Annotated in this window: 24 protein-coding genes; 13 read left to right on the forward strand and 11 right to left on the reverse strand. The window is 38.2% G+C overall.

Translation table 11 applies throughout. The features are described 5' to 3' along the window. The first annotated feature begins 68 nt into the window (after positions 1-68). From GAB14E_RS14695 to GAB14E_RS14670, 6 genes are all read left to right on the forward strand, one after another. Positions 69-1,523 carry a tetratricopeptide repeat protein gene (locus GAB14E_RS14695; protein ID WP_033081743.1) on the forward strand — a complete coding sequence of 485 codons (1,455 nt, stop codon included), beginning with the start codon at positions 69-71 and terminating at the stop codon, positions 1,521-1,523. Then, positions 1,523-4,366 (forward strand): tetratricopeptide repeat protein, encoded by a 2,844-nt coding sequence (locus tag GAB14E_RS14690; RefSeq protein ID WP_033081744.1) that lies wholly within the window; start codon positions 1,523-1,525, stop codon positions 4,364-4,366. The genes GAB14E_RS14695 and GAB14E_RS14690 overlap by 1 nt, the downstream gene beginning before the upstream one ends. Beyond that, a complete protein-coding gene (locus GAB14E_RS14685) occupies positions 4,353-4,967 on the forward strand; it encodes a tetratricopeptide repeat protein (protein WP_033081745.1) in 615 nt (204 codons plus the stop codon). Before GAB14E_RS14690 ends, GAB14E_RS14685 begins: the two co-directional genes overlap by 14 nt. Further along, complete coding sequence (locus GAB14E_RS14680; RefSeq protein WP_052093592.1) at positions 4,967-5,248, forward strand: hypothetical protein; 282 nt, start codon at positions 4,967-4,969, stop codon at positions 5,246-5,248. The genes GAB14E_RS14685 and GAB14E_RS14680 overlap by 1 nt, the downstream gene beginning before the upstream one ends. Before the next feature lie 157 nt (positions 5,249-5,405). After that, positions 5,406-5,993, forward strand: coding sequence for a hypothetical protein (locus GAB14E_RS14675; RefSeq protein ID WP_033081746.1), 588 nt, complete (start codon positions 5,406-5,408; stop codon positions 5,991-5,993). Positions 5,994-6,193: 200 nt separating this feature from the next. Next, complete coding sequence (locus tag GAB14E_RS14670; protein WP_033081747.1) at positions 6,194-7,522, forward strand: amidohydrolase; 1,329 nt, start codon at positions 6,194-6,196, stop codon at positions 7,520-7,522. Between the two features lie 102 nt (positions 7,523-7,624). Here GAB14E_RS14670 and norR read toward each other — a convergent pair whose 3' ends face one another. Beyond that, entirely contained in the window at positions 7,625-9,208 is a 1,584-nt protein-coding gene (norR, locus tag GAB14E_RS14665) for a nitric oxide reductase transcriptional regulator NorR (RefSeq protein WP_033081748.1), read from the reverse strand. Positions 9,209-9,456: 248 nt separating this feature from the next. Here norR and GAB14E_RS14660 point away from each other — a divergent pair, with 248 nt between their 5' ends. From GAB14E_RS14660 to hmpA, 3 genes are all read left to right on the forward strand, one after another. Further along, positions 9,457-9,729 (forward strand): hypothetical protein, encoded by a 273-nt coding sequence (locus GAB14E_RS14660; protein ID WP_033081749.1) that lies wholly within the window; start codon positions 9,457-9,459, stop codon positions 9,727-9,729. 1 nt (position 9,730) lies between these two features. Further along, positions 9,731-11,017 (forward strand): NnrS family protein, encoded by a 1,287-nt coding sequence (locus GAB14E_RS14655; protein ID WP_033081750.1) that lies wholly within the window; start codon positions 9,731-9,733, stop codon positions 11,015-11,017. Positions 11,018-11,110: 93 nt separating this feature from the next. Next, positions 11,111-12,295, forward strand: a complete 1,185-nt coding sequence (gene hmpA, locus GAB14E_RS14650) for an NO-inducible flavohemoprotein (RefSeq protein WP_269429111.1) — start codon at positions 11,111-11,113, stop codon at positions 12,293-12,295. 58 nt (positions 12,296-12,353) lie between these two features. Here hmpA and GAB14E_RS14645 read toward each other — a convergent pair whose 3' ends face one another. The 3 genes from GAB14E_RS14645 to GAB14E_RS14635 all read right to left on the reverse strand — a co-directional run bounded on the left by GAB14E_RS14645 (position 12,354) and on the right by GAB14E_RS14635 (position 14,403). Continuing rightward, positions 12,354-13,151 carry an HvfC/BufC N-terminal domain-containing protein gene (locus GAB14E_RS14645; RefSeq protein WP_033081752.1) on the reverse strand — a complete coding sequence of 266 codons (798 nt, stop codon included), beginning with the start codon at positions 13,149-13,151 and terminating at the stop codon, positions 12,354-12,356. Beyond that, positions 13,148-14,023, reverse strand: a complete 876-nt coding sequence (bufB, locus tag GAB14E_RS14640; protein WP_033081753.1) for an MNIO family bufferin maturase — start codon at positions 14,021-14,023, stop codon at positions 13,148-13,150. The genes GAB14E_RS14645 and bufB overlap by 4 nt, the downstream gene beginning before the upstream one ends. A gap of 92 nt (positions 14,024-14,115) precedes the next feature. Beyond that, a complete protein-coding gene (locus GAB14E_RS14635; protein ID WP_033081754.1) occupies positions 14,116-14,403 on the reverse strand; it encodes a BufA1 family periplasmic bufferin-type metallophore in 288 nt (95 codons plus the stop codon). 265 nt (positions 14,404-14,668) lie between these two features. On the opposite strand from GAB14E_RS14635, the gene GAB14E_RS14630 reads away from it, so the two are divergent. Next, positions 14,669-14,887 (forward strand): hypothetical protein, encoded by a 219-nt coding sequence (locus tag GAB14E_RS14630; protein ID WP_033081755.1) that lies wholly within the window; start codon positions 14,669-14,671, stop codon positions 14,885-14,887. Between the two features lie 31 nt (positions 14,888-14,918). Here the strand turns inward: GAB14E_RS14630 and GAB14E_RS14625 are convergent, their stop codons facing one another. The 4 genes from GAB14E_RS14625 to GAB14E_RS14610 form a co-directional block, all read right to left on the reverse strand. Beyond that, positions 14,919-15,317 (reverse strand): VOC family protein, encoded by a 399-nt coding sequence (locus GAB14E_RS14625; RefSeq protein ID WP_033081756.1) that lies wholly within the window; start codon positions 15,315-15,317, stop codon positions 14,919-14,921. Positions 15,318-15,331: 14 nt separating this feature from the next. Then, on the reverse strand, positions 15,332-15,556 hold the full coding sequence (locus GAB14E_RS14620) for a hypothetical protein (RefSeq protein WP_033081757.1): 225 nt from the start codon (positions 15,554-15,556) through the stop codon (positions 15,332-15,334). Between the two features lie 45 nt (positions 15,557-15,601). Further along, positions 15,602-16,663: a bifunctional transcriptional activator/DNA repair enzyme AdaA gene (locus GAB14E_RS14615; RefSeq protein ID WP_033081758.1), complete on the reverse strand. Its 1,062-nt coding sequence runs from the start codon at positions 16,661-16,663 to the stop codon at positions 15,602-15,604. A 62-nt stretch (positions 16,664-16,725) separates the two neighbouring features. Further along, the gene (locus GAB14E_RS14610) at positions 16,726-17,205 is read right to left on the reverse strand and encodes a DUF1203 domain-containing protein (RefSeq protein ID WP_033081759.1); all 480 of its coding nucleotides are present in this window, start codon (positions 17,203-17,205) and stop codon (positions 16,726-16,728) included. A 176-nt stretch (positions 17,206-17,381) separates the two neighbouring features. On the opposite strand from GAB14E_RS14610, the gene GAB14E_RS24485 reads away from it, so the two are divergent. Beyond that, positions 17,382-17,687: an EAL domain-containing protein gene (locus tag GAB14E_RS24485; protein ID WP_081967771.1), complete on the forward strand. Its 306-nt coding sequence runs from the start codon at positions 17,382-17,384 to the stop codon at positions 17,685-17,687. 107 nt (positions 17,688-17,794) lie between these two features. Next, positions 17,795-18,934 (forward strand): FAD-dependent oxidoreductase, encoded by a 1,140-nt coding sequence (locus GAB14E_RS14605; protein ID WP_033081760.1) that lies wholly within the window; start codon positions 17,795-17,797, stop codon positions 18,932-18,934. A 448-nt stretch (positions 18,935-19,382) separates the two neighbouring features. Here GAB14E_RS14605 and GAB14E_RS25495 read toward each other — a convergent pair whose 3' ends face one another. Next, entirely contained in the window at positions 19,383-19,505 is a 123-nt protein-coding gene (locus GAB14E_RS25495) for a hypothetical protein (protein WP_269429109.1), read from the reverse strand. Between the two features lie 55 nt (positions 19,506-19,560). Here GAB14E_RS25495 and GAB14E_RS14600 point away from each other — a divergent pair, with 55 nt between their 5' ends. After that, positions 19,561-21,894: an aminotransferase class V-fold PLP-dependent enzyme gene (locus GAB14E_RS14600; RefSeq protein WP_033081761.1), complete on the forward strand. Its 2,334-nt coding sequence runs from the start codon at positions 19,561-19,563 to the stop codon at positions 21,892-21,894. Between the two features lie 78 nt (positions 21,895-21,972). Here the strand turns inward: GAB14E_RS14600 and GAB14E_RS14595 are convergent, their stop codons facing one another. Together GAB14E_RS14595 and GAB14E_RS14590 are read right to left on the reverse strand one after the other, a co-directional pair. Then, entirely contained in the window at positions 21,973-23,025 is a 1,053-nt protein-coding gene (locus GAB14E_RS14595; protein WP_052093593.1) for a hypothetical protein, read from the reverse strand. A 98-nt stretch (positions 23,026-23,123) separates the two neighbouring features. After that, a complete protein-coding gene (locus GAB14E_RS14590; RefSeq protein WP_033081762.1) occupies positions 23,124-24,176 on the reverse strand; it encodes a hypothetical protein in 1,053 nt (350 codons plus the stop codon). Between the last annotated feature and the right edge of the window lie 480 nt (positions 24,177-24,656).

The following is a 24,656-nucleotide window of genomic DNA, read 5'->3' on the forward strand; positions in this document are numbered from 1 at the left end:
TTTCTAAAAAACCTAAATATTAACCCTATGACGAGCTCAATTAGCCAACATCAAATGAAGTATCTTTAATGAAAGCCACAGTCACAAACCTCTTTGTACATTTCATTTATGTAAGCTTATTTTCGTTCGGCTTATTTGTTAGCACTTATTGTGCCGCTGCAGAAGTAAAAAACTATCAAAATCAGCTAGCAGTAATTGATAAAGCACACCAAGAATTTACAAACGACTTTTATAATAAAATAATTAAAACAGCAAAACTCAAAGCAGCCCGTTTCAACTCTCTTGAGGCTTTATCCCAAGCCATAATAAATGAAATCAACCTCAAAAAACCGATTAAAGCGACGGCCTTGATCATCAGAAATCAATTTTTGTTAACGCGCAACTATTACGATCCTAAAGTCATTTTATTGATTAAGCAGTTACTCGATAATAATGTTTTAATAAATGCTCAGGACTTGATCAGCAAAATTAATGACCAAGGCGATGATGGGGTTAACGCCCAACTTAGCTACCTGCTAGCAGACTTTTACTTTCAACGTAAAAATTGGCCTAAAGTACTAACTTACCTCAAAGATAATATGAGTGAATTACCTATAGAGCAATATCATCACGCACAATTAATGACCGGTATTTCTTTGCAAAAACAAGGCGAACATCACCGCTCTATAAAGGCCTATGAAAAAGTTGTCGCTAGTAGTGAATATTATGCTGCTGCACAATTTAATATGGCACTCGCTAATATCAGGCAAGGTTGGTGGACTGATGGCCATCAAATTATTTCACAGCTATTAACCTCACAAGAAACGGAAAATAAAGAGAAAGCCCTAAACCGTTTATATATCACGCTAGGTTATTCTCTACTCAATCAAGCCTACTACCGCAATGCCAGAAAAACCTTCCAACTGGTTGGCCTTAATAGCCGATATAGTAATCAAGCGTTATTGGGCATTGCCTTAACTGCCGCACATCAAGACGATTATATTGGTGCGTTAAATGCCACTCGCTTTTTAAAAGACAAAAAACAAGATGACTTACCCATTGATGAAGCCTATTTATTGATGCCTTTTTTCTATGAAAAATCACAGCAACTAGCCACAGCATCACTCGGTTATTCACAAGCATCTGGTTATTATCAAGACAAGATAAATTCCATGAATCGCTTAATTAATTCACCACTTATTCTCAAAAAAGCCACTATGGCAATGAGTGAAAATTCTGTTATGAGCATTGCTAATGCTAACTCAGATGCTAATAACAAAACCCGAGTCGATTTTTTGGCAAATTACCCTAAGTATTTTTTTAGTCAACGTCAAAATATGCTGGCTTTTAAAGATTCACTTACAAGGTTAAACAAGCCCCAAATTAGCAAAAAAATTACTGCGCTTAATGACGAATATGAAAATATCACCATCATGATGGCAAAAAGTATCATGCAAAATAGAGTGTCTCAATTAAGTAGCTATTTAAATCAATCTAGGTATGGCTTGGCCAGACTTTATGACAACAATACGGTTGAACAGTAATGCCGCGTAACTTATCAACACTTATTTTTTCAAAGCTTAATGCCACTAAATTCTGGTTATTATTAGTTTGCTGCCTGAGTCTATTACTCAGTGCCTGCAACGAAAAAGAGAGCTCACGGCAAACACTGCAAAACATCGATAATGCAGAGCAGAGTAAAAGCCGAGCACAAAAAAAGAACATCGCCACATCAGAAGGTGATATTCGCGACGCATACATTAATTATTTAAAACATGCCTCTAAATCAGATTTATCTCGGGCCGATGCTTTAAACCGCCTGGCAGCTATCGAATTTAAATTATCTGAAGAGTTATTACAAAGTGAAACGGCTGAAGCCGCCCAAGAAAAACTCGCCAATGAAAAGCTCAACCGAACCATTGAGTTATTAGAGACCTCAATAAAAGATTACCCTAAAGCTAAACATAACGATGTCACACTTTACCAGTTAGCCAAAGCTTACGATCAACAGGGTGAATACGATCAGACCCATGAAACCTTGAAATTGCTGGCCAAGGGTTACCCTAAGTCACGTTATTATCTAGAAGCGCAATTTAGACTAGCTGAGTACGCCTTTAGCGCTAAAAAATATACCTTGGCTGAAGATAAGTACACTGAAATTATTATCGCTAAAAATAATGCGGTGTTTTATGAAAAGTCGCTTTATAAACGTGGCTGGTCTCGCTTTAAACAAGAGTTTTACATTGAAGCGGCCGATGATTTTGTCCAGGCGATTAACTTTAATGATTTTCAGCAGTATGAGCAATTATCCGCCAGTCAACAGAGTTTATTCGATGAATACTTTCGTGCCATGGGATTGTCATTCTCCTACCTTGGTGGCGTAGAGCCTTTGAACCTATACTTCCAACAAACAGAGCATGTAAATAATTTATATTATATTTATAGCAGTTTAAGTGACACCTTCCTCAAACAGCAACGTTATAACGATTCTGTCGGTACCCTAAATAGTTATATCAGCCAATTTCCCGATTCTGAATTTTCGGCACAAGCGTCACTAAAAGTTGTTGATATTTGGAAAAAATCTGGCTTTGTCGAGCAGAGGAAAAAAGCCTTCGAGCAATTTTATAGCAACTACCAACCAACAAGCAGTTATTGGCTGAACAAAAAAGGCCGTTATAAAAAACGCTACGAGATGATAAGTCTAGCATTGAAGAATCATATTTTGATTGAAACTGCGACTTACCATAAAGAGTATCAAAAAAGTAATAAACTAGCTGATTTCACTCGCGCTGAGCGTTGGTACAAAAATTATTTAGCACATTTTTCAGCTTACTCTCGCCAAGACAATATCCACTTCTTATTTGCTTCTCTATATTTACAGCATAACATGCAAGAACTTGCCTATAAGCATTATAAACTGGCGGGTTTTGACGAACAGACTGTCACCAATAAAGCCGCTGCATACCAAGTCATTACCTTAGCTGATAAATTATTAACTGATGCAACTAACCCTGAAAGTAAGGCAATTTGGCTTAACCGATTAATTGAGGCATCAACTCTATATGCTCAACAATACCCTACTGATGAACAAGCTATTAAAGTAATAGCGCGTGCCAGTGATGCCGCTTATAACAACAAAAGATTTGACGATACAATTCACCTAGCAGAATTAGTTATCAGTAATAAAAGCACTAAACTCATTAACACCATTAATATGGTTAAAGCACACGCTTACTTCCAAACCAAAGAGTACCTAGCAGCAGAAAGTAGCTACTTTGCTTTAATGAAAACCCAAGAGTTAAGTGCTAAAGATAAAAGCTCAGCTACTGAAGGGCTAGCCTTAGCGATATTTTATCAAGGTAAAAGTGCTGTTGAGCAAAAAGAAATACCCTTAGCTATCGAGCACTATGCAAGAATATCTCAATTAACACCAAAAAGTGAAACCGCAGCTTCAGGTCTTTTTGATGCTATTGCTTTATCCATTCAGAGTGAACAATGGCTACCTGCCATTGACTATATCAAGCGCTTTAGAAGCTTATATCCACAGCATAAAAATTCAAATGATATCGCTAAAAAGTTATCGGTGGCCTACTTAAACTCTAAGCAAGATATTGCTGCAGCAAAAGAATTAGAGAAGTTGTCGAGCCATGAAAATAGTAAAGAATACAAAATGGCTTCACTGCTAAAAGCCGCTGATCTTTATCAACAAAATAACGATATTTCATCAGCCGTGAGATCGTTAAAAAAGTATATAAAAACCTACCCTCAACCTTTTATGCCTTACTTCGAAGCTATGTATCAATTAACGCAATTATATGCCCAGAGCAATGAGCTGAACAAAAGCCTTTTCTGGCATAGAAGAATTCTTTCTACAGATAAAAAGACACCCAGTTCAGCTAAAAATGAGCGTACTAATTTTATCGCCTCAAATGCGGCAATTGCCCTAGCACGTCAAGAAAGCCGAGGTTTTTCAACAGTAAAATTAGTTCGCCCTTTAAAGAAGAACTTAAAACGTAAAAAACAAAAAATGCAGGCAAGTGTTAACTACTATGCCCGAGCCTCTTCTTATGGCGTTGCTGAAACAGCTACAGAAGCCACCTATGCCATTGCCACAATATACAATGACTTTAGTCAGGCCTTATTAACCTCGGAAGTGCCCAAGCACCTTAGTGATGATGAAAAAGAACAGTATCTCTTTTTACTCGAAGATCAAGCCTTTCCATTTGAAGAAAAAGCCATCGAATTTTATGAAGTTAACCTGGCTTATACCCAAGATGATATTTACGACCAATGGATAAAAAAGAGCCATCAAGCATTACAGCGCTTATTTCCAATAAGGTATAAGCGAGAGCCAAAAGTAGAGAACTTTATCAATGTCTTACATTAAACCTACCCTTAACAATACCTTGAGCATTACCTTGGTCATAATTTTTATAATGACCATTTCAGCTTGTAGTAATCAAGTAACAAGCAATAAACCGGTAACAAATAATAAAACAACGGAGTCTTCAATTGAGGAACTTCAGCTCTACAAAAATGCTATAGTTGCTTTAAATAATAATGATCTAGACCAGGCTAAAGCGTTGTTTATTTCCATGAGCGAACGCCAACCGAACATTGCCGGCTCCTGGGCTAATTTAGCCTTAATCAGTATTAAACAAAAAGACTTGGCTCAAGCAGAGGATTATGCAAAAACCGCCTTAGAGAAAAATCCCAATATGGCGCAGGCATGGAACTTATCTGGATATTTAGCACAAAAAAAGGGCGAGATTCATAACGCCAAAAACTACTATTTAAAGGCAATCAGTAATAAATCAGATTACGCCCTTGCCCATTACAACTTAGCATTACTTTTTGATATTTACCTGCAAGACATTACTAAAGCCATTGAGCACTATCAATTCTATTTAGCCTATAACGGCGAAAAAGACGAAAACACTGAGAACTGGTTAGAAAGTTTACAAGCAACCATGGCGGCAAATAATTAATGAAAAAAATAATCAATCTCAGCTTATCTGCGCTATTACTACTCTTTTTCAGCTTAACTGCCATGGCCTATGAAGAGAGTAGCCAAAACAATGTAGAGTCAACAGACAGACTAGAGCTAAAAACCAGTTTTATTAAAGGCAACAAAGAACTGCCACAAGTTCTTTATATTGTACCTTGGCAGGAAATACAAAAGACCACTCTAAAACCTGAAAATATGGTATTGCATAGTTTATACGGTGATATTTTCCAGCCAGTTACACCAGAAGATCTAATTGAATAATATGGACTAATAAACGAATAGGTTTACCTTAAGTTAAAGTAAGATAAACTAGATGTAAAAACACACTAGAAAAATTAATGTGTAAGTGCAAATACGTTTGACAACTAACGTCAGTGCACTAGCTGAATAATATTAATAACAACTATTGAGGTTATAAATGAAAAATTACTACTGGCTTCCTTTTAAAGATGACGGTTGGCATAGCGATACCGTTGCTAGAATGACTAACCGCGACGCTATATTACCTTTTTTAGATGGTACTTCTGCTAGTCGTACTAGGTATGGTAACTCAAAGCCTGCAGGGCAATGGAGTGATATCGGCTCTGGTGATCAAATACTTATTGGTGGTCATGGCCATAAATATTCAACAGAGAAAGTTACTTGGGTACTAGGCACTGGCAATGTAAGCTGGACAGCTTCACAATTAGCCTCTGCTATTAAGCTAAAAATTGCCAACGGCGGTCAACGTAAAATTGATTTTCATATCCTTGCGTGTTTTGGCGCGAATAATATGACGCCATTAGCAAAAAGTTTTGGTTCAAAGCTTGCCAAAGAGTTAAAAGCTCGTGGCTTTAGAGGCAGCTTAACTGCTTATAAAGGTGCTACAGGTATGATGGCAGCACGAGGCCATCAAACGGGTACCAGCCGTATTACCGCTTTACCTAAATTTGCTTTTGGTGGAGGTGCCAGTACTACGGGTAACCCAACCAAGGATGCAGGGGTAATTTGGCAGCTTCACCCATAAAGTGTTTACCTTAATTTTGGTATAGATAACACTCAATATGAGTAATCAATAAGCTGTACTAAACAGCTAGTTGATTACTCACTTAGCATCTCCTTCCTAATTCAGTACACTTATTTAGTACACTTCTTCAAGATAATCTCATTTGTACAGCTTAGTTCATTACGCTAAGATGGTTTTTAAATCATTCTTTGAGTAATACCATGAAAAATATAGCATTAATAACCTCTGTTTTATGCCTTGTCAGCAGCTCATTAACCTATGCTACAGCGAATAGTAGCAGTAACAATGCCAAGTCAGTACAAGCCGCCATGCCTGAGTTGATGACGCTATATAAAGATTTACACCAAACCCCTGAGCTATCCAGTGCAGAATTTAATACCGCAAAAAAACTAGCCAAAATAGCCCGTGAATTAGGTTTTGACGTTACTGAGAAAGTTGGTGGTACCGGTGTTGTTGCGGTATTAAAAAACGGTAAAGGCCCTACAGTATTAATTCGCGCCGATATGGATGCCCTACCAGTAAAAGAGCAAACCGGTTTAGCGTTTGCTTCAAAAGTTACTACCACCACTGAAGAAGGCCAACAAGCGCATGTTATGCATGCATGTGCTCACGATACCCATATGAGCAGCTGGGTTGGCACAGCAAAGTTACTTAGTGAAAATAAAAAGAGCTGGTCAGGTACTTTAGTAATGATTCTGCAACCTGCTGAAGAACGCGGTCGTGGCGCAAAAGATATGCTTGCTGACGGCTTATACAAACGTTTCCCAAAACCTGACTATGCCTTAGCTTTTCATAATTCAGCCAGTTTAAAGGCCGGGGTTATTGGTTACACTCCTGGTTTTACTTTTGCTAATGTCGATAGTGTAAATATCCTTGTTAAAGGGGTTGGTGGTCATGGTGCTTACCCACACGCAACTAAAGATCCTATCGTTTTGGGTGCACGCATTGTTGGCGCTTTACAAACCCTAGTGAGTCGAGAATTAGATCCACAAGATCCTGCCGTGGTAACCGTAGGCAGTTTTCAATCAGGTACTAAACACAATATTATTTCTGATCAGGCGTTATTATTATTAACCGTGCGTAGTTATTCCGATGAAACACGTCAAACTTTATTAGATGGTATTGCAAGAATAGCTAAAGGCGAAGGCATCGCCATGGGGTTACCTGAAAAGTTATTACCCGTAGTAACGGTGAAGGATGAATACACGCCAGCAACCTATAATGCACCTGAGTTTACTAAAAAAATGGCCAACTTATTTTCCGCCGAGTTAGGTAAAGATCGCATTATTGAAGTACCTCCTGTAATGGCCGGTGAAGACTTTGGCCGCTATTACAAAGCGGATACCAATATTAAAAGCATGATATTTTGGGTTGGTGGTGTACCTGTTGATAAATGGCAAGCAGCGCAAGAAACTGGCGAGGGTTTACCATCACTACACAGCCCATATTGGGCACCCGATGCACAAAAGGTTATTAGCACTGCAACACAAGCAATGAACAGCGCTGTGTTAACTATTTTGGCTAAGTAACCTGAACTAGGATTAAGCTATATAGGTAAGCCGAACACGCGACTAGTTATCACATCTAGTCGCGTATTTATTCATTAGTACTACTTCTTAAACTAATAACTATTATACGACTGACTTCACCACTTTGATATTTAAACGTTTGGCAATACGGTTCAAGTTTGCCCTATCTGTTGATAATCGCCTTGCCGCTGCAGCCCAGTTACCAGCTTCTTCTTTGAGTACTCGGCTAATTAGTGATTTTTGAAAATTCTCAGTTTCTGCTTTTAATGGCAAGTTCTGATGTTTATTATCTGTAGATGAAAAACCATCTTCTACAATAAGCCCTAGTGGTAGCTCTTCCCCAACAGCATTGAGTGGTCCACAATCGATTTTATCAATAGAAATAATCGCTTTACCATGCTGACGAGCACGCGCTTTTAAAGTTGCCCGACTAACAACATGCTCTAATTCACGAACATTACCTGGCCAATTGTATTGCGTTAAATGGGCAACGGCATGCTCAGTAATTTTTAACTGACCAATACCTAGCTTACGCCGAGTTTGTTCAACAAAATAACCCGCTAATAACTGTACGTCACCAACCCGTTCATAAAGTCTTGGCACCCGTATGGGATATACAGTTAACCTGTGATATAAATCAGCACGAAAACGTCCTTCACCAACCTCTTCTTTCAAATCTCTATTGGTCGCCGCTACTATACGCACATCAACTTCTTCCACATTATCTTGGCCAACAGGTTGAATTTCATTACTCTGAATTGCTCTTAATATTTTACTCTGCGCAGCAAGCGGTAATTCACCTATTTCATCTAAAAATAATGTGCCTCCATCTGCCAGTGAAAATTTACCGGCACGATTTCTATCCGCACCGGTAAAAGCACCTTTGACATGACCAAAAAGCTCACTTTCAATAAGATTTTCCGGCAGAGCAGCGCAATTCACATACACCATAGGCCCATGATGTCGCAGTGACTTTTGATGTAAGGTTCGGGCAACTAGCTCTTTACCTACACCAGTTTCACCATAGATTAAGATATTAAAATCAGAGGAGGCGACAATGTCTAATTCTTGTTTAAGTTGCGACATGATCGGGCTTTCACCAATAAGCTCCCCGCCATCACGTTTCCACGCTTCTTCTGTTAATTCTGCTACCACACGTTGTGAATGATCAGCTCTACTTTCAAGTTGCTCTAATAGAAAGGCTGTATTGAGTGTTGCCGCTGATATGGCTGAAATTACTTCTAACGTACGTGCTTCAATATCTTCAAAGTCATGTGGCGTTAGGCTATCCATGGTCAATAAGCCGAGCAATTTATCATCATAATAGAGTGGTAAACCCATGCATGAGTGCACAGGTAAATCGCCATCGCGATCTATCAACAAGCCATCATAAGGGTCTGGTAGGGGTGAATCAGCAGGGAAACGAATGGGGGATTTTGATTGGCAAAGTGCTAGAAATCGAGGGTGCTCTTCCACATAAAAACGACGCCCTAAGGTATCCCGACTTAATCCTTGTAGCGCGATAGGTTTTAGCAGCTCTCCATGAAAAGACAGTAATGCGACCGCATCACAGGTGATGGTCTTTCTAACAGTATCTAATAATCTATCGAACCTATCTTTGCTATTTAAGCTCGTTGCAAGGTCAAGTGCTAACTCAATAACTGCTGATGATGATATTTGTTTCATTGCTTATCCTGAAAATTACCCTTGGTTTCAAAGAAGGGTTCACTTTACCTTGTTCTCAATATAACAAAATAACACGAAGGAGTCTAAATGACTACAGGTAGTAGTAGTCATTTAGACTACAAAAACCAAAGGAAAACACTTAAACCCTTGAATATAAAGTAAAATAAAACATGGCACTTACTTTGCAATTAATAATTATAAATAACCGAAGTAAATAATAAAAAGCCAATCACTAATAAGAGGCCGACATGTATTCACAATTTTCTATCGCTCGCCAACTGCCCACTATCGATAACGCATTGGGTTTTCAAAAATGTTTAATTATAGGTAACTATTTAATGTTGTTGTCCTTATTGATTGTGACTACTTCGATATTTATAACTTTCGGTTATGACCAACACTTTACCATTTCAGTTCAAGTGTCTGCGCATATTGCCACTATTGTTTTCGCTGGTTTACTCAAAATTGGCTATGTATTGCGTTGTGTTGCTTTACATGGTTTTGGTAAAAGGAACTTTTAACATGTTACAAATTCAAGATTCAGAAGCTGCTCGGCTAACTTATGATCAACAAAGCTGCTCTCAAGATGGCAACAGTCCACTCAACTATATAGCACAGCATCCAGTATTAGATTTAGCCTTTAGAAGTTATTTTTTACTGGCCGTTGCTTGTTCTATGTTCGCATTAGGCATATGGGCTGCTTACTTTAATGGATACTTCACTTTTAGCGTTAATGGCATAAGCCCATTAACCTGGCATATTCATGAAATGATATTTGGTTTTGCCGCCACCGTTGCCGTAGGTTTTATTCTCACCGCCGCACAAACATGGACAGGACAGCCAAGTATTAAAGGTTTACCACTATTAGCTTTTATAGGGCTTTGGCTACTGGTTAGAGTTGCCTTAATAGTTAACTTACCAAGTACAATTATTGTCGCCATTATCTTACAAAGCTGTTGGTGGTTAGGATCAATTGCTATTTTCACGCGGTTAGTGCTTAAAAGTCACAACCACCGAAACTATCTTTTCATTCCGTTATTATCGGTATTAATGATGCTAAACATTGTCTTATTACTACTTGATTTTAATGGCCATTACGAACTGACTCGGCATATTGCTAGAAGCTGTGTATTAATGTTTTGTTTATTGATGGGCATTTTAGGTGGTCGAGTGATCCCTTTTTTCACAGTATCTGGCGCTAAAACTTTAGCTATCACTTGCCCTAGCTGGCTAACACCATTACTAACCATTACTTCCATTGCTGGTGTCGTGGTATTTTTTAGCTCGGCTTTTATTGATTTACCCTTTACTCCGGCAGGGCTAATGATATCAGCAGGGTTACTTCACCTAATTAGACAAAGTTACTGGCGCAGTTTTGCTACCAGAAATATTCCTTTATTGTGGTCGTTACACTTATCCTATTTCTCGCTAGGTTTGGGATTAATAGTACTTGGTATGAGCTACCAACCCTTGTATAGCCTTGGTTTTATTCAATTAGCCATTTCCTTTGGTGATGCACTTCATTTAATTACCATAGCCGCAATGGGCTTGATGATTTTTGCCATGATGAGCCGAGTATCTCTTGGTCATACCGGCAGAGCATTAACACCGAGTAAATTGATTTCATGGGTATTTGTTCTGATTAGTTTGTCTGCACTGACACGAGCCCTTTTGCCGATATTAATTTCTCAACCACTGTTGAGCTGGAACATCAGCGTATTAGCCTGGTTAATCGCCGGAAGTTTATTCTTAAAAGTTTACCTGCCTATTTTGACGACTAAGAAAATTGAGAAGTATTTTAGTCGTTAATAAACACCATAAAATCTTCAATCCAATAAATAATTTTAAAAAGTTCTTGGTAATTTTGCCTAGGACACCTTTTACAGAAATACCTTAGGAGTAATCATGTTAACTGATAAGCACATCGACATTATAAAAAGCACCATTCCCCTTTTAGAAAATGCAGGGCCGGCATTAACAGGTCATTTTTATCAGCGATTGTTCAGCCATAACCCGGAGTTGCAAGATATCTTCAATATGGCCAATCAGCACTCAGGTAGGCAACAAGTAGCATTGTTTGAAGCCATTGCAGCCTATGCTAAAAACATTGAAAATTTAGCAGTATTAACAACAGCAGTAGAGAGGATTGCGCAAAAACATACTAGTTTCAATATTAAAGCTCCGCACTATGCAGTTGTTGGTCATCATCTTATCGAAACATTACGTGAGCTAGCCAGTGAAGCTTTCACCGCTGATGTTGAAGAAGCATGGACAGCAGCCTATCAATTTTTAGCGCAAATATTTATTAACCGAGAATCTGAATTATACCAAGAACGTGCTGATACTTTGGGTGGCTGGCGTGACGCGAGGACATTCACCTTAGTAGATAAAAAAGTTGAGTCTAAATTAGTAACCAGCTTTGTATTCATGCCCATTGATGACAAACCGGTAATAGGGTTTAAGGCTGGGCAGTATTTAGGTATTGAAGTGTACGATCCAAACAGAGAGTTTAAAGAAATACGTCAATATTCTTTATCTGACAAGGTCAACAACGAGACCTATCGAATTTCAGTAAAGCGAGAAGTTGGTGAGGTGCCAGGTATAGTTTCTAATTATTTACATGATGAACTACATGTTGGCGATGAGGTTGATTTATATGCCCCCGCAGGAGATTTTTTCTTTACTGACCGCCGGGGGCCAGTCGTATTACTCTCTGCAGGAGTGGGTATTACGCCTATGCAAGCCATGCTTGAGACATTAGCACAACAAGGTTACAACCATTCTGTACAATATTTACATGCTTGTGAAAACAGTGAGCAACATTCTTTTTCATCAAAAACAGCAAGCCTAATTAAAGATAATAATTGGCAACAAGCTATTTGGTATCGTGATGAAATGAATGAACAAACACATATTCATCACGGCATGATGGATTTAACCAAGGTGGACTTACCTATTGAACAAGGAAATTTTTATCTTTGTGGCCCTATTCCATTCATGCAGTTTGCCAAGCAACAATTACTGGATTTAGGTGTAAGAGCGACAAACATTCATTATGAAGTATTTGGTCCGCATGCTGACTTATAACAAAGCTTAGTCTGCAATATTTGGCACTATAAGTAGTACCAATCGCGCTGCGGCTTTTCTAAATAGAAAAGCCGCAAATAACGCCTAATTCCATATGTTTTTTCAAGATATTATCTATCGAGGTATCTGCACCCATAGTAGCGGTACTAGCCATAACTGCTTCAATTGTCTGCTCAAAATTCAGACCATTGAAAAGCGACTGTAACAAGAAAAATTCACTAGCAGTTATCGTCATCATTTCAGTCTTTAAGCCTCGCTTAAATAGCACAATAAATGTATCAGTTTCACCATCAATCGATAACTCGATATTTTGCGGTGCATTGTCTTGGTTCATCTGCCAAATTTTATTAATAGGTTGTGTTGATTTGATTAAGGCAACCGATGGAGCAAGTATAAAGTTTAATTTCAACGTATCTGTCGGGGCAACTCCTGCTAATGTGGCCCAATCAAAGTATTTGCTGTCTTTAGCTAAAGAGCTTTGATGGAATAACCACTCCAACTTAGCAACATCTTTTAAATAAACTAATTGTTTAACCTGCTCAAGCTCTGCTAAAAATTGTGGCAAGCTGTCGCCATAGTCATCCATATTTGCCGATATTGGCCAATGAGCCAGAATATATTGCCGGCATACTTGTGCAAAAAAATCATCTCCTACTAGTTTTTCAACCACAGGGAAAGTTAGACTTAATGAAGTAGTAATGTTGGCTAAGGCGCTATGCTGATATATGCCCATTAAGCCTTGTGCGGAGATTAAGTGGCTATCAATATCTTTGCTCATAGTAGTATTATCAGCAGTTAAAGTGCCTGATAAACAGTCCTTAAAAAAGTTAGCCTGTAGCTCTGCTAATTTAGTCATAAAAAAGCCTGATCATTCATGACCTTTTCAGCGTTTACTACCTTAAGAATAATGGCTTCAGCTTTCTTTTTTTCAGCCAACAGTACCGATAGTTCAGGTACATTAGTATCCCACTCAATCAAGGTTGGCAAAACACCAAAGCGCTTAATAACTTGTTCGTACAGCCGCCATACACCGTCATAAATCTTATGACCATGACTATCTATATAGACTTCTTGCCCCTCTATGTTATCGATACTATAACCGGCTAAATGTATTTCTTTTACTGCATCAACGGGAATATTTGCTAAATACTCTAAAGCATCGAACCCCTGGTTATGAGCACTGACATAAATGTTATTCACATCAAGTAATATGCCGCAGCCTGTCTCTTGAATTAGTGATGACAAAAACTGCCATTCAGCTATTGGTGAATCGATATAGGTTAAGTAACTTGATGGGTTTTCGATCAATATCTGTCGTTGTAAAACATCTTGTGCATGGTTAATATTTTTAGCGACAACATCAAGCGCCTCTTCGGTAAAAGGAATAGGTAATAAATCAGGTAAGTAATGTCCGTTTTCTGTCCCACTCCAGGAGAGGTGATCTGACAGCAAGCTTGGCTGTAACCAAGAAATAGTATTTTTTATACGTTGTAAATGTTGTTCTCGTATTGGGCATTTCGTTGTAGCTGAGCCCAACGACATACCAACACAGTGGGCTGAGATAGGATAGTATTGGCTAATTTTAGCCAAGTATTTTGCCGCGGTGCTGTCTTGGCTAAAAAAATTTTCGGTATGAACTTCTAACCAAGCTACATCAGGTTTATTATCAATAAACTGCTGCAAGTGCTTATGTTTAAGACCAATCCCTACCCCTTCTATGCTACGCATTATTTATACTTCCTGTTCTATTTATAACTTTGCAAAGCAGCTATTTTATCACCTGAGCGCTTTGCAAAGTCACTACACAATTAAGCAACAAACTATTTCTTAGCGGGCTTTACCGCTTTAACAACACCACCAGTAATTTTTTCACAGGTGCCTTTTGGTACATAAACCCACTCACTGGCATCATTATTTTTAGTGGCTTGTCCTGCACAATTGTGACTGCCATTTAATGCACCACAATCATTTTTACCTGCTTTTGCTATACCGGCACATTTCTCCCATGAAGTGGGTTGATTTGGTACTGCATTTGCCGAAGTCGCCGTTAAAACACCTAACGCTAAAATGCTCGATATTGCTGCACTGGCAATTTTTTGATTGTTCATAGTGATATCCTTAAAATGAAATTAAATGTTATCTTCAGAAAATAAAGATAGTGGATATAAGAAATAAATTTCACCAATAACTATTTTTTATTATAAAAAGTGGCCGCTATGTAGAAAAAACAACCTTTTTTATCACCACTATATAACCATAGAACTAACAAAAACAGCCTACTCTAGATGCTCTACTTTAATATCTAGAGTAGGAAATAAAGCAAAACATACACTAAGCTTAAAAATGAAATACTAGAGATTAAGGGCGGATATTATGAAAATGAATGACATTCACAGTGAAATCCAAACAGGTATTATCAATTACTTATCAGCGCATCCAGAGGCTTGTGCTTCAGTACAGGGCATATGTAATCAATGGTTATCGAATGAAAAGTATTTGCATAATATTGATCAAGTACAAACGGCTGTTGATGGCTTACTTAGTCGAGGTGAAATGCACAAGCGCGCAGACACAAATAAATATAGTTTGTAATATCTATTGGCGCTCGACTTGGCAAATTGAATCAGTTATCTCCAAGAGGTTGACCATAACTAAACTCAACCCTATTGCCATCGGGGTCCAATACACCGCAATAATACCCGACAGGGTATGGCTCTTCTTTAACAGGCCATAATAATCGGCCATCATTCTCCGCCTTTTTAGCAACGGCATCAACTTGCTGCTTACTTGCCAAAGCAAAGCCTAAATGAGAAAAATCTACTGGTGATTGTTGGTGGCCGGGACCATGAGGTAAGATAACAAAAATAAATGTATCAGCTTTGCCTGGCTCTGCTAACCAAATAATGTGTTTACCATTAACGTGTCGATCACGTACTAATTGCATACCAATATAGTCTTGGTAGAAAGCAACACAACTAGCCAAATTTTTAACATGTAAAGCAACATGTGTTAAACGAGCCATAACTAATTACCAAGTTAACCTAAGAAGAATGTTCTCAGCTCGCCTTTACTTGGCCGGTCTCTAAAAATCAAACTGCCATTAATCAGAATATTAGGTGAGTGCCGTATATTATGCGAAGCAACAAGCTCAGGATTTTCTTCAATATAGTCAACACAATAGTTAATACCCGCATCGTCGAGTTCACGCTTTATATTAGGCAAACATGAATCAGTGTGTGTTACCAGAAGTTGTACATGCATAGTAGGCTCCTATGTTGCAATTTTTAACAACTACTTTTAGTATAGCTAGATATTTAGCTTATTTTCTATATCAATGATCATACGTTTCCGCTTTTCACCCCATCGATAGCCGCCTAAGCTACCATCGCCACGTATTACTCGATGGCATGGAATAACGAGCGCTATATTATTGCCCGCACAAGCATTGGCAACCGCCCGAAAAGCTTTTGGTGAGCCAATAGCTTTAGCTATTTCCCCGTAAGACATTACTTCGCCATAAGGAATCGTTTTCAGAAAGTCCCAGACTCTTTTTTGGAATGCTGTCGCTCGAATATCTAAGGGTAAATTAAGTTCATTACTGCAACCAGCTAAGTACAAGTTGAGTAGATGTAACCAGTGTTCAAGTTGCGGTGCGCTTTGTTCAGGCATTAGCATAATTTCAGCATTTGGGTACTCTGTCACAAGTTGAGCGAGTAACTGATGTTTAGATTCGCCAAACTGTAAAAAGGATAAGCCCTTATCTGTTGCCGCCATCAATACCTGACCTAAACGAGTTTCACCCATAGCGTAAGATATCTTGATGCCAGCACCCCCTTTAAGATAATTTTTCGGTGTCATAGCTAGGTGAGTAATCATTCGACCGTAAATCACCGAACTAGACTCAATACCTGACTGATAAATAGCATGACTAACATTGTCGGTGTTTCGTAAATTTATCTTCAAGGTATTAAGTTGAATTTGATCAATATAGTTTTTTGGCGTGACATTAAGATATTTTTTAAAAAGCCTATTAATTTGAAACTGGGTGAGACCCATTGATTTAGCAAGTTGTAACGCAGTTAACGAACCTTCACTATGCTGTTCAATTTTATTACAAGCATAAATAAGTTTAACTAGGCCAGTATCTTGCTGAGTTTTTTTGTTAGGTTGGCATCGCTGGCAAGCTTGATAGCCATCAGCTTGAGCCAAGGCAACACCAGAAAAATAAGTAACATTTTTTCTCAGTGGTGCCTTGCTTTTACAAGAAGGAAAGCAAAATGTTTTGGTGCTTTTAACACCATAATAAAATTGAAAATCAAATGCTGCATCATGCTCAGTTATTGCATGCCAATAAACGTCATCAGTCATATTGAGTACCTTTAGTTCAGCTGAGTAGGTTAACTTAGCTAGTGTAACCGGGTTATTACAACTTAAACTTTTCTATCAAGCCGTAGGCTGTAACAACCATACGCAGCATATCTAGCCATGAGAAAACTAGCCTTGGTTTGTTGAAAGTATTCTGTAATTATTTGCTCAACATTTTCAGGCGTAACTAGCTGGGCTGCAATGATAGACTCATATTTATCATACGCTTTTAATACAAAAATTTCGCCGAAGTAATCATTAGTAGCATTGTTAGGGATAGGGAACTCATCATAATTAACCCATTCACTACTTTGCTTAGCAAGTACAAAAACCGCGCCGTATTCTTTATAAGGGCCTGGGATTGAAAACGGACAATAACTCGCTAATATTAATTCTTCACCAACTGCTGCACGCCGTAATACATCTCGACATGGCTCGCCGCCCGTTGCCACTTGCCTTATCACTGGTTGGTTCTGATCATCAATTCCTGCCTGCCGTACTTTAATTAAAAAGTCGCGACGTATTGGCGTTATTTTATAATTCACTATTGATCCTTATCTTGAGATAACTAGTTCAAGCTAACGTCATTTAACTTTTGTTAAGCATAAATATCATTTTAAAAAGGAACTATCGGATTATTGCGCGGAGAGTGAATTTTTTTGAATTTAGGGTTGTTTGAGAAAAACTTAGACAGTTTAATGCTTTTCTAGACAATAATAGATTGTTGCAATTATCTAACTTGGGCTTTAAATTTTCTGTCGATGATTTTGGCATAGGCCATTCATCCATTTCTTATTTACGCGCATTCCCAATGAACTCAATCAAAATAGATAAACCTATTGTGCAAAACATAATAAATTCCAAGGAAGATATGGCACTTTACAGCGCTATCATAGCCTTAGGTAAAGTGTTAAAGCTAAGTGTCATTGCTGAAGGAGTAGAAACTGAAGAAATAGCCGATATCCTAAAATCCCTCACTTGTCCCTATGCCCAAGGTTATTTATATGCCAAACCTATGCCTTTATAACCTAACGACAATGCGTTAGCTGCCTCGTCTACACATTTACTTTACCGATGTTATTATGTAAAAATATCAAATAATCAACATAATCAACAATAAGACAAATAATAATCATGAAAGTACTCATTGTCGGCGCGGGAATTGCGGGTTTGTCCATGGCTCGCTTGTTGGAAAAACAAGAAAATATCGATTACACCATAATAGAAAAAAAATCGTCGATGAGTACCTTAGGTGCAGGTATTGCTTTACCGTTTAATGCACTAAGAGCACTAAAAAAAATTGGTGTTTTTGATGCTGTAATGACGCAGGCACATCAAGTAAAAGAAATACTCTACACTAAGTCAAATGGCAAGGTACTAGGACAGGCAGACTTAACACATGCTCCCTTTGAAAATGATCACTTCGTTGCTCTGCAAAGAACTGAACTACAAAACATACTATCAGAGGGCTTAGTAGATAAAATTCATTTTTCTACAGAACTTAGCGCTGTTAACAATCATAGTGAAGGAGTCAGTGTTAAGAGCTCCAATGCACAAATAAGTGGTGATTATGACTTAGTTATCGCGGCAGACGGTATTAATTCTACACTAAGGGCACAGCAATACACTGAAAAAACTACGCTTTACAATCACAACTTAACAGGCTGGCGCTTTATCGTTAAGGCACCCAATCATCAATTACAACCTACCTATATGTTAGGTAATACCGATATGTTTATGGCTTATCCCCTCAGTAAAGATGAACTTTATTGTTATGCGCATATTCATCAAGAGAACAAATCTCATACCTTAACTGGCGATGCAAAAATTGACATAAAAAACATATTTTCAGGTTACGCAGAGCCCGCTAAAAGTATTGTCGAAGCAATAGATGAACAAAAAATAATTACTGGCGAGCTAAAGTCAGTTACTGAGGCACGTTTTTATAAAGACCGCATTGTCTTTATTGGTGATGCTGCTAATGCCTGTTCACCACTGTTACAACAAGGTGCAGCGGCTGCCTTTGAAGATGTTATAGCCCTAACTAAGGCTTTAAAAGATGGAAAAGTTAATTTAGAACAATATAAAAAAGCACGCCAATCCCGAATAGATTGGATTATTAACTTTTCGGATAAACCTTTAGCCACGGTTAAAAATATGGACAAAGCTATGGTTCGTATTATTCGAAATACGGTAATCAGGGTATTGGGACCGATGAATGTTTTTGGTTGGAAAAAGCTAGCAACAAACCCGGATTTAGCTAATAAAGAATAAATGTTAGTTTATACGCGACCACAGAAGCGCCGGCATAAATTCAAAGTTTGCTGAGGTAAATTCATCAAGTGAACTTGGCCCTTGCCATATGCAGCACCAATGCCGATCCCACCTTTACCAATATTTGGGTAAATAGCATAGCCATAAGCCTTATTAAAAACACCTCTGTCGTCGGTGATGATTTAAAGCTTCTCATGCTTTTTCCCTTAGTTAGGACGAGTAACTACAACCGATATAATGTTATGAGCTTTATCATTTGCAATAGAATAAGGCACGTTAAGCCATTATTAACTTTGTCATTAATTGTTTTCATGTCACCATTTTAATGACTTACTTAAAGATCGTTGGGGCCATAGTGAATTTTATTTAAATATTTACCTTTCATCACTCCTGAATAGCCATTACAAAAAGTAATAATGGGTTCTATTTACTCATATCTCCCACATAATTAAATTAATTTTTCTTCTTGACCGCTAATTAAAGAATTAAATACCTGTAAACAGCCATTACCAAAGGTAATACGCAAAACAAAACCTGACCTGACATGAAATAATTGTCTTATGTGCATCATTGTTAATTTCCAACGTATTTCAGTAACAATGAACAAAATAACTTAAGAGAAATTCATGACTAATTTACCTACCGATGCAAACCAGCCGCTCAGTTTAATTTATCTTGATGCCAATGCGACCACGCAAGTTTTACCACAAGCAGCCGCTGCAGCTTTATCAACCATGGAAACCCTTTTTGGCAATCCTAGTAGTAGTCATGTTACGGGCCTGCAAGCAAAACAGATAATGGATAAAACCAGACAACAAGCTAAGCAGATTGTTGGTGCTGACTCAGGTAAAATTATATTTACCAGTGGTGCAACGGAAGGCATTCAAACAGCCATTTTATCCGCGCTAATCAATGCTAAAAAGAACCTTAATAACACTATTTCTAACGGTAAGGACTATTGCCTGCTATATGGTGCTACCGAGCATAAAGCAGTACCTGAGTCACTTAAACACTGGAATGAAATCCTTGAAATAAATGCTGAAGTGAAAGAAATTCCTGTTGATGAGCTTGGTCAACTTGATATGGATTTCATTGCCAAAGAAGTCCCTAATGCCCTGATGATTTGTACCATGGCAGTTAACAACGAAACTGGCGTTTATCAAAACATTAACTTGTTAGATAAAACTATACGTGCCAATAACCCAAATACCGCATGGATGGTGGATTGTGTACAAGCCCTAGGTAAAACAAGTTTAAACTTAAACCAAACTAGTATTGATTATGCACCTTTTAGTGGTCACAAACTTTACGCCCCTAAAGGCATTGGTTTTATGTACGTTAAAGAAAACGCACCTTTCACCGCTTTTATAGCTGGTGGTGGTCAAGAAAGTGGCTTACGTTCTGGCACTGAAAATTTACCCGGTTTAGCCGCCTTAAGTGTCATATTTAGTATGTTATTAGGTGAAAGTGAATCGAGTTTTGCACCCGTAGAAACCTTGGAGTTATTTCGCCAACAAATAGTTTCGGCTTTAACTAAAGCATTCCCAGAAATCGTTTTTAATAATAGTTTTGAACACTCCGTAGCCACCACAATTAACTTTGCTATTCCTGGCTTTAGTTCAAAAGAGATCATGGACTTATTCGATGCAGCAAATATCCGTGTCAGCTCAGGCTCGGCTTGTAGCTCGAAAGTGACTCGTAGTTTCGTTTTAGATGCCATGGGATTGCCTGCATGGCAAAGCGAATCAGCCATTAGAATGTCATTCGGACCGGCGATGACACAAACTCAAATTGACATAGCTTGCAACCGTATAGCTTCAGCGGCGCAAGCATTGCTGCAAAGTTGCCTAACGCTTGACTTAAATAGCACTGACACAATGGATAGTCATAACATCAATGATAAAGCTGAGCTAGATGGTTTAGTACAATTTAAAGTCGGTGGTAGTTGTAGTTGGTTATATGTCGACAAAAAAAGTAATTCAGCTGTATTTATTGACCCATTACCAGAGGTATCTAATCGTCTACAAACCTTACTAACGTGTCGAGGCCTTAAATTAGTTGCTGTTATTGATAGCCATGGTCATGCAGATCATGAGTCTTGCCGAACCAGTATTGCTAAAGAATTCTTAGCACAACAACAAGCTGATACTCTTGGCTGGCCAGATAATACACCAACTATCAACATTCATGGTAACCAATATCAGTACATTTCTTTAGGTAAAAAGTGGTTAATTAAGGTCCCTACACCGGGCCATACTGATGATAGTATTAGCCTAATCCTGTGTGAACCAGTACAAGCTTCAACTGACAATTTAGTTGTTCATTACGCCTTTTGTGGTGACTTGATACTGATGGATAGCCTTGGCCGCACCAATTTTTCAACCAGTAGTGCGCCGGATATGTATACCAGCTTACAGTTATTGAAATCGCTTATTGGTAATGACAGCCTTATTTGTCCTAGTCACGATTATAATAATGAATTTACCACCAGCATTTCCGCTGAAATGTCGCGTAACTCATTACTAACTCAAGTGATTGAAAATTCAATAAACAGCAAAGAATTTAGTATACAAAAATACATCATGGACAAGCGCATTATAGACGAGTCAGGTAGTGAGATTATGTGCGGTGCGTTAATCGGTGATTGTGATAAAAAACCCGTGCGCGAATACGACAGTGCTAGCTTAGCCGAAGCAATGAAACACTCAAATACGATTAAATTAATTGATATTCGTGAACCACATGAATATGTATTACAACACGATGAAAGTTTTGCCGAAAATGTACCATTAACCCGCCTTGTGCAGTTTGTGCAAGAGCATCAGCAAGATAAACAAACACAATTCGTGCTTGTTTGTCGCAGTGGTAGTCGATCTCACTTGGCAGCACAAGCACTAAGTCGTTTAGGCTTTGATCAGGTTGGCCATTTAAAAGGTGGTTACGCTTTACATCAATACTAGTCGCCTATCTAAGTAGAATAAAACTAAGTTTGGTCAAAGTACCAAACTTAGTTTTTAAATATCCGCTATTGTTTTTATCTAACTTCCTTCCGCCATATTCTGCAATAGTAACAGTCGTTGTTGTTCCTGCTCTGAAGGCTGATATGGTATATCGTTCAAACTAGATACCGCAAAATCTTTAATTTCATATTTCTTAACCTCACTATTACCATACCTTGTTGGCTTCCCTGGTGCTGGTGACATTAACTCAATTGAGAAAGTAGATAAATAAAATGGTGCCTGCTTTCCTTGTAATACTGATTGATGAGCCTTTAAATTTATATGACTGCTACCCTTATTGAGTTTTTCTTTGCTTACTAAGTGCGCGATGGGTTGATTGTTAGCATCAAATAAATTTGCCCTAATTCGATAGAGACCTTTTTCTCTTGTGATTAAGTTAGCCGGTAACACCATATCTGCATCTCGATTAAATACTGAGCCAAATCCTTCTAAGGTAGCAATTGAATCAACATATTTAAGTGCCAGAGCAATAGTAATATTCTTACCATTAATACGTGCCTTAACTGTCGCTTGTAGTTGCCTTGGCAAGTCTCGTTCACCGTCGAATTGTGCATACCAGTTATTATCACCCTGCTCAAATTTACTGGTTAATAATACATTACCAGTATTAGTGTCGACCAATTGAAGCTCTGCACTAACAATATCTTCTCCGGTAAGCGTTGCAAAAACCTGCTCAGGGTAGATATAACGATATTTTGATAATGCCGCTGTGACTTGAGTACCTTCATCGTCAATAGGAATTGATTGTGGATTGAAATGGTTTGGCTGCAAACGGTCAAAATCTTTATCCGTCAGCGGTTGTGAATATCTTGGAAAGTTTAATTCTGCGGCATACGCTTTAGCGACTAGTGTTGCCGAGTCATTTGAAGTGATTTTTTCTGCTACTACCGACAAGGTATTTTTGCTAACGCCTGCAGCTGGCAATTTGCTTACTTCTATCTGTGGGGTTTTTATAAGAGGCTCATTAACCGTTATTTGTAGTTGCTGTGACATCGATGGCCAAAAAAGCCAAACACTGACAACAACAATGCTCATGGTCACTATTCGTATCAAAATTTTTTGATTTTTCATAACTCATTTACTTTCCTTATTTATCAGCTGTTAACCTTTTATCATTTAACCTGAACTCAGGTTATTTGCATAAAAGGTTAACGGCTATTCATATTTTTTTAGTTAGGAATCGCGTCATAAATTAGCGTCGACATACTGTCGTTATTTGAATTTTGCACATACAGGTAATTGCTTTTCCAAAGCCACCAGCCGGAAGTTTCAGTATAGGTATCAAAATGAACACTCTCACCAGACAATAGGTTCTTCTGGTTACTTGCCGCCGTAACCTTACCTTCTTGCTCAGGCTCAAGAAGTGAACCATGACTATAATCTTCTCCCATAAGCATAGGATAGTGATATGGCATAAATCCTGAAACAGCGTTGTTTTGGTTAGAGATTTTACCGTTGAAAGCTATTTGAGCACTACAACTACCAAAGCTTCCTTGACGATTACCACCACAAGAGGAATGACTGCCTACAACACCATCATCATGGCCATGAATAAATGGGCTAGTTACCCCTAAATATTCGCTTGAATCACCAATAAAACGTAAACGAGGAATTCTTGCATCAGGTAATGGTGCTAGTTGTCTGGCATTATTCACTTTTAAATCATGCAGTACCCCCATTTCATCACTAAGATCGCCACCCAGCCACGCCTCTAAAACAGCCTCAATAATAAAGGTCCAACTTTCTGTGCCTTGGGCAACACTTACCGCTAAATCAGCAAGCTCACTACCACCGCCAGCACCAGCAATATCAAAAGTAGCAACAATATTAAGTGGCGCTAAACCTGCATTTCCTAACCAAGTTTCTTGGTTCTCGATAATATAACGAGCGACTAAATCTCCGGTAGAGTGAGTGACAAAAATACAGCCTGGTGAGCAAAAGTTACTTTCAGAAAATTCTTTTAGTTTTGGCCAAACATAATCTGTTGCTATTTTGCCTTCTATTCGCTCATATGAAGGCCAGTCAATACGCGCATCACTAAGGTTATCCCAATAACCTGACCAGTATTTTTGGCCGCTTTGGCTGACATCACCATCGGATATTAATTGTTGCGGTTGAAAACCATGGATAAGCACTATCTTATATGCTTTGCTATATGTGGTAGTTGAGTAAAACGCTAAACACAGGGCTACAAAGGCAGCTGAGATCTTTATTATATTCATATTATCTCCATCATTTTTTTATAATTATTGTTATATCGTCATATTTTCGTCATTACTTTGTTATTACTTTGTTATTCGCTTGTTAACTGATCGGACGTTGGACCAGTTGAATGACAATAGAATAGTGCTTATTTTTTATCCAGCAACTAACTATTTATAATGTAAATAATGAAAATAATGAATTGTTATAGTAGTAGGCAAATATGGGGGGAGGGAAAAGCTATAAAATCTGTAGGTATATCCATATAACATTGGTCATTCAATGTATTAACTTATAATATGGATAACCAAAAACGCCACTACTTAGCTTTTGAAGGTGCTGTTGAAATTGAAAGTCAATGATACTTAACACCAATGTAAAGTGGATGATTGTTAGAGTTCAATGATCATTCTACTGCATTTAAACCAATAACTCCTTTTTATGATGACCCCCTAAGTCAGCCTATTTAGTAACAAAAATAGAGCTATCGATAACACAGT

Source organism: Colwellia psychrerythraea (assembly GCF_000764185.1).
GTDB lineage: Bacteria > Pseudomonadota > Gammaproteobacteria > Enterobacterales > Alteromonadaceae > Colwellia > Colwellia psychrerythraea_B.

Bases quoted from the DNA above. Each gene is read 5' to 3' on its own strand.
- GAB14E_RS14625 (WP_033081756.1), bottom strand. From the start codon at position 15,317: ATGGCTCGTTTAACACATGTTGCTTTACATGTTAAAAATTTGGCTAGT.
- GAB14E_RS14645 (WP_033081752.1), bottom strand. From the start codon at position 13,151: ATGACTAAATTAGCAGAGCTACAGGCTAACTTTTTTAAGGACTGTTTA.
- GAB14E_RS14675 (WP_033081746.1), top strand. From the start codon at position 5,406: ATGAAAAATTACTACTGGCTTCCTTTTAAAGATGACGGTTGGCATAGC.
- GAB14E_RS14600 (WP_033081761.1), top strand. From the start codon at position 19,561: ATGACTAATTTACCTACCGATGCAAACCAGCCGCTCAGTTTAATTTAT.
- GAB14E_RS14605 (WP_033081760.1), top strand. From the start codon at position 17,795: ATGAAAGTACTCATTGTCGGCGCGGGAATTGCGGGTTTGTCCATGGCT.
- GAB14E_RS14690 (WP_033081744.1), top strand. From the start codon at position 1,523: ATGCCGCGTAACTTATCAACACTTATTTTTTCAAAGCTTAATGCCACT.
- GAB14E_RS14615 (WP_033081758.1), bottom strand. From the start codon at position 16,663: ATGACTGATGACGTTTATTGGCATGCAATAACTGAGCATGATGCAGCA.
- GAB14E_RS14620 (WP_033081757.1), bottom strand. From the start codon at position 15,556: ATGCATGTACAACTTCTGGTAACACACACTGATTCATGTTTGCCTAAT.
- GAB14E_RS14590 (WP_033081762.1), bottom strand. From the start codon at position 24,176: ATGAATATAATAAAGATCTCAGCTGCCTTTGTAGCCCTGTGTTTAGCG.
- bufB (WP_033081753.1), bottom strand. From the start codon at position 14,023: ATGCGTAGCATAGAAGGGGTAGGGATTGGTCTTAAACATAAGCACTTG.
- GAB14E_RS14635 (WP_033081754.1), bottom strand. From the start codon at position 14,403: ATGAACAATCAAAAAATTGCCAGTGCAGCAATATCGAGCATTTTAGCG.
- GAB14E_RS14660 (WP_033081749.1), top strand. From the start codon at position 9,457: ATGTATTCACAATTTTCTATCGCTCGCCAACTGCCCACTATCGATAAC.
- GAB14E_RS14680 (WP_052093592.1), top strand. From the start codon at position 4,967: ATGAAAAAAATAATCAATCTCAGCTTATCTGCGCTATTACTACTCTTT.
- GAB14E_RS14695 (WP_033081743.1), top strand. From the start codon at position 69: ATGAAAGCCACAGTCACAAACCTCTTTGTACATTTCATTTATGTAAGC.
- GAB14E_RS14685 (WP_033081745.1), top strand. From the start codon at position 4,353: ATGTCTTACATTAAACCTACCCTTAACAATACCTTGAGCATTACCTTG.
- GAB14E_RS14630 (WP_033081755.1), top strand. From the start codon at position 14,669: ATGAAAATGAATGACATTCACAGTGAAATCCAAACAGGTATTATCAAT.
- GAB14E_RS14670 (WP_033081747.1), top strand. From the start codon at position 6,194: ATGAAAAATATAGCATTAATAACCTCTGTTTTATGCCTTGTCAGCAGC.
- GAB14E_RS25495 (WP_269429109.1), bottom strand. From the start codon at position 19,505: ATGATGCACATAAGACAATTATTTCATGTCAGGTCAGGTTTTGTTTTG.
- GAB14E_RS14595 (WP_052093593.1), bottom strand. From the start codon at position 23,025: ATGAAAAATCAAAAAATTTTGATACGAATAGTGACCATGAGCATTGTT.
- norR (WP_033081748.1), bottom strand. From the start codon at position 9,208: ATGAAACAAATATCATCATCAGCAGTTATTGAGTTAGCACTTGACCTT.
- GAB14E_RS14655 (WP_033081750.1), top strand. From the start codon at position 9,731: ATGTTACAAATTCAAGATTCAGAAGCTGCTCGGCTAACTTATGATCAA.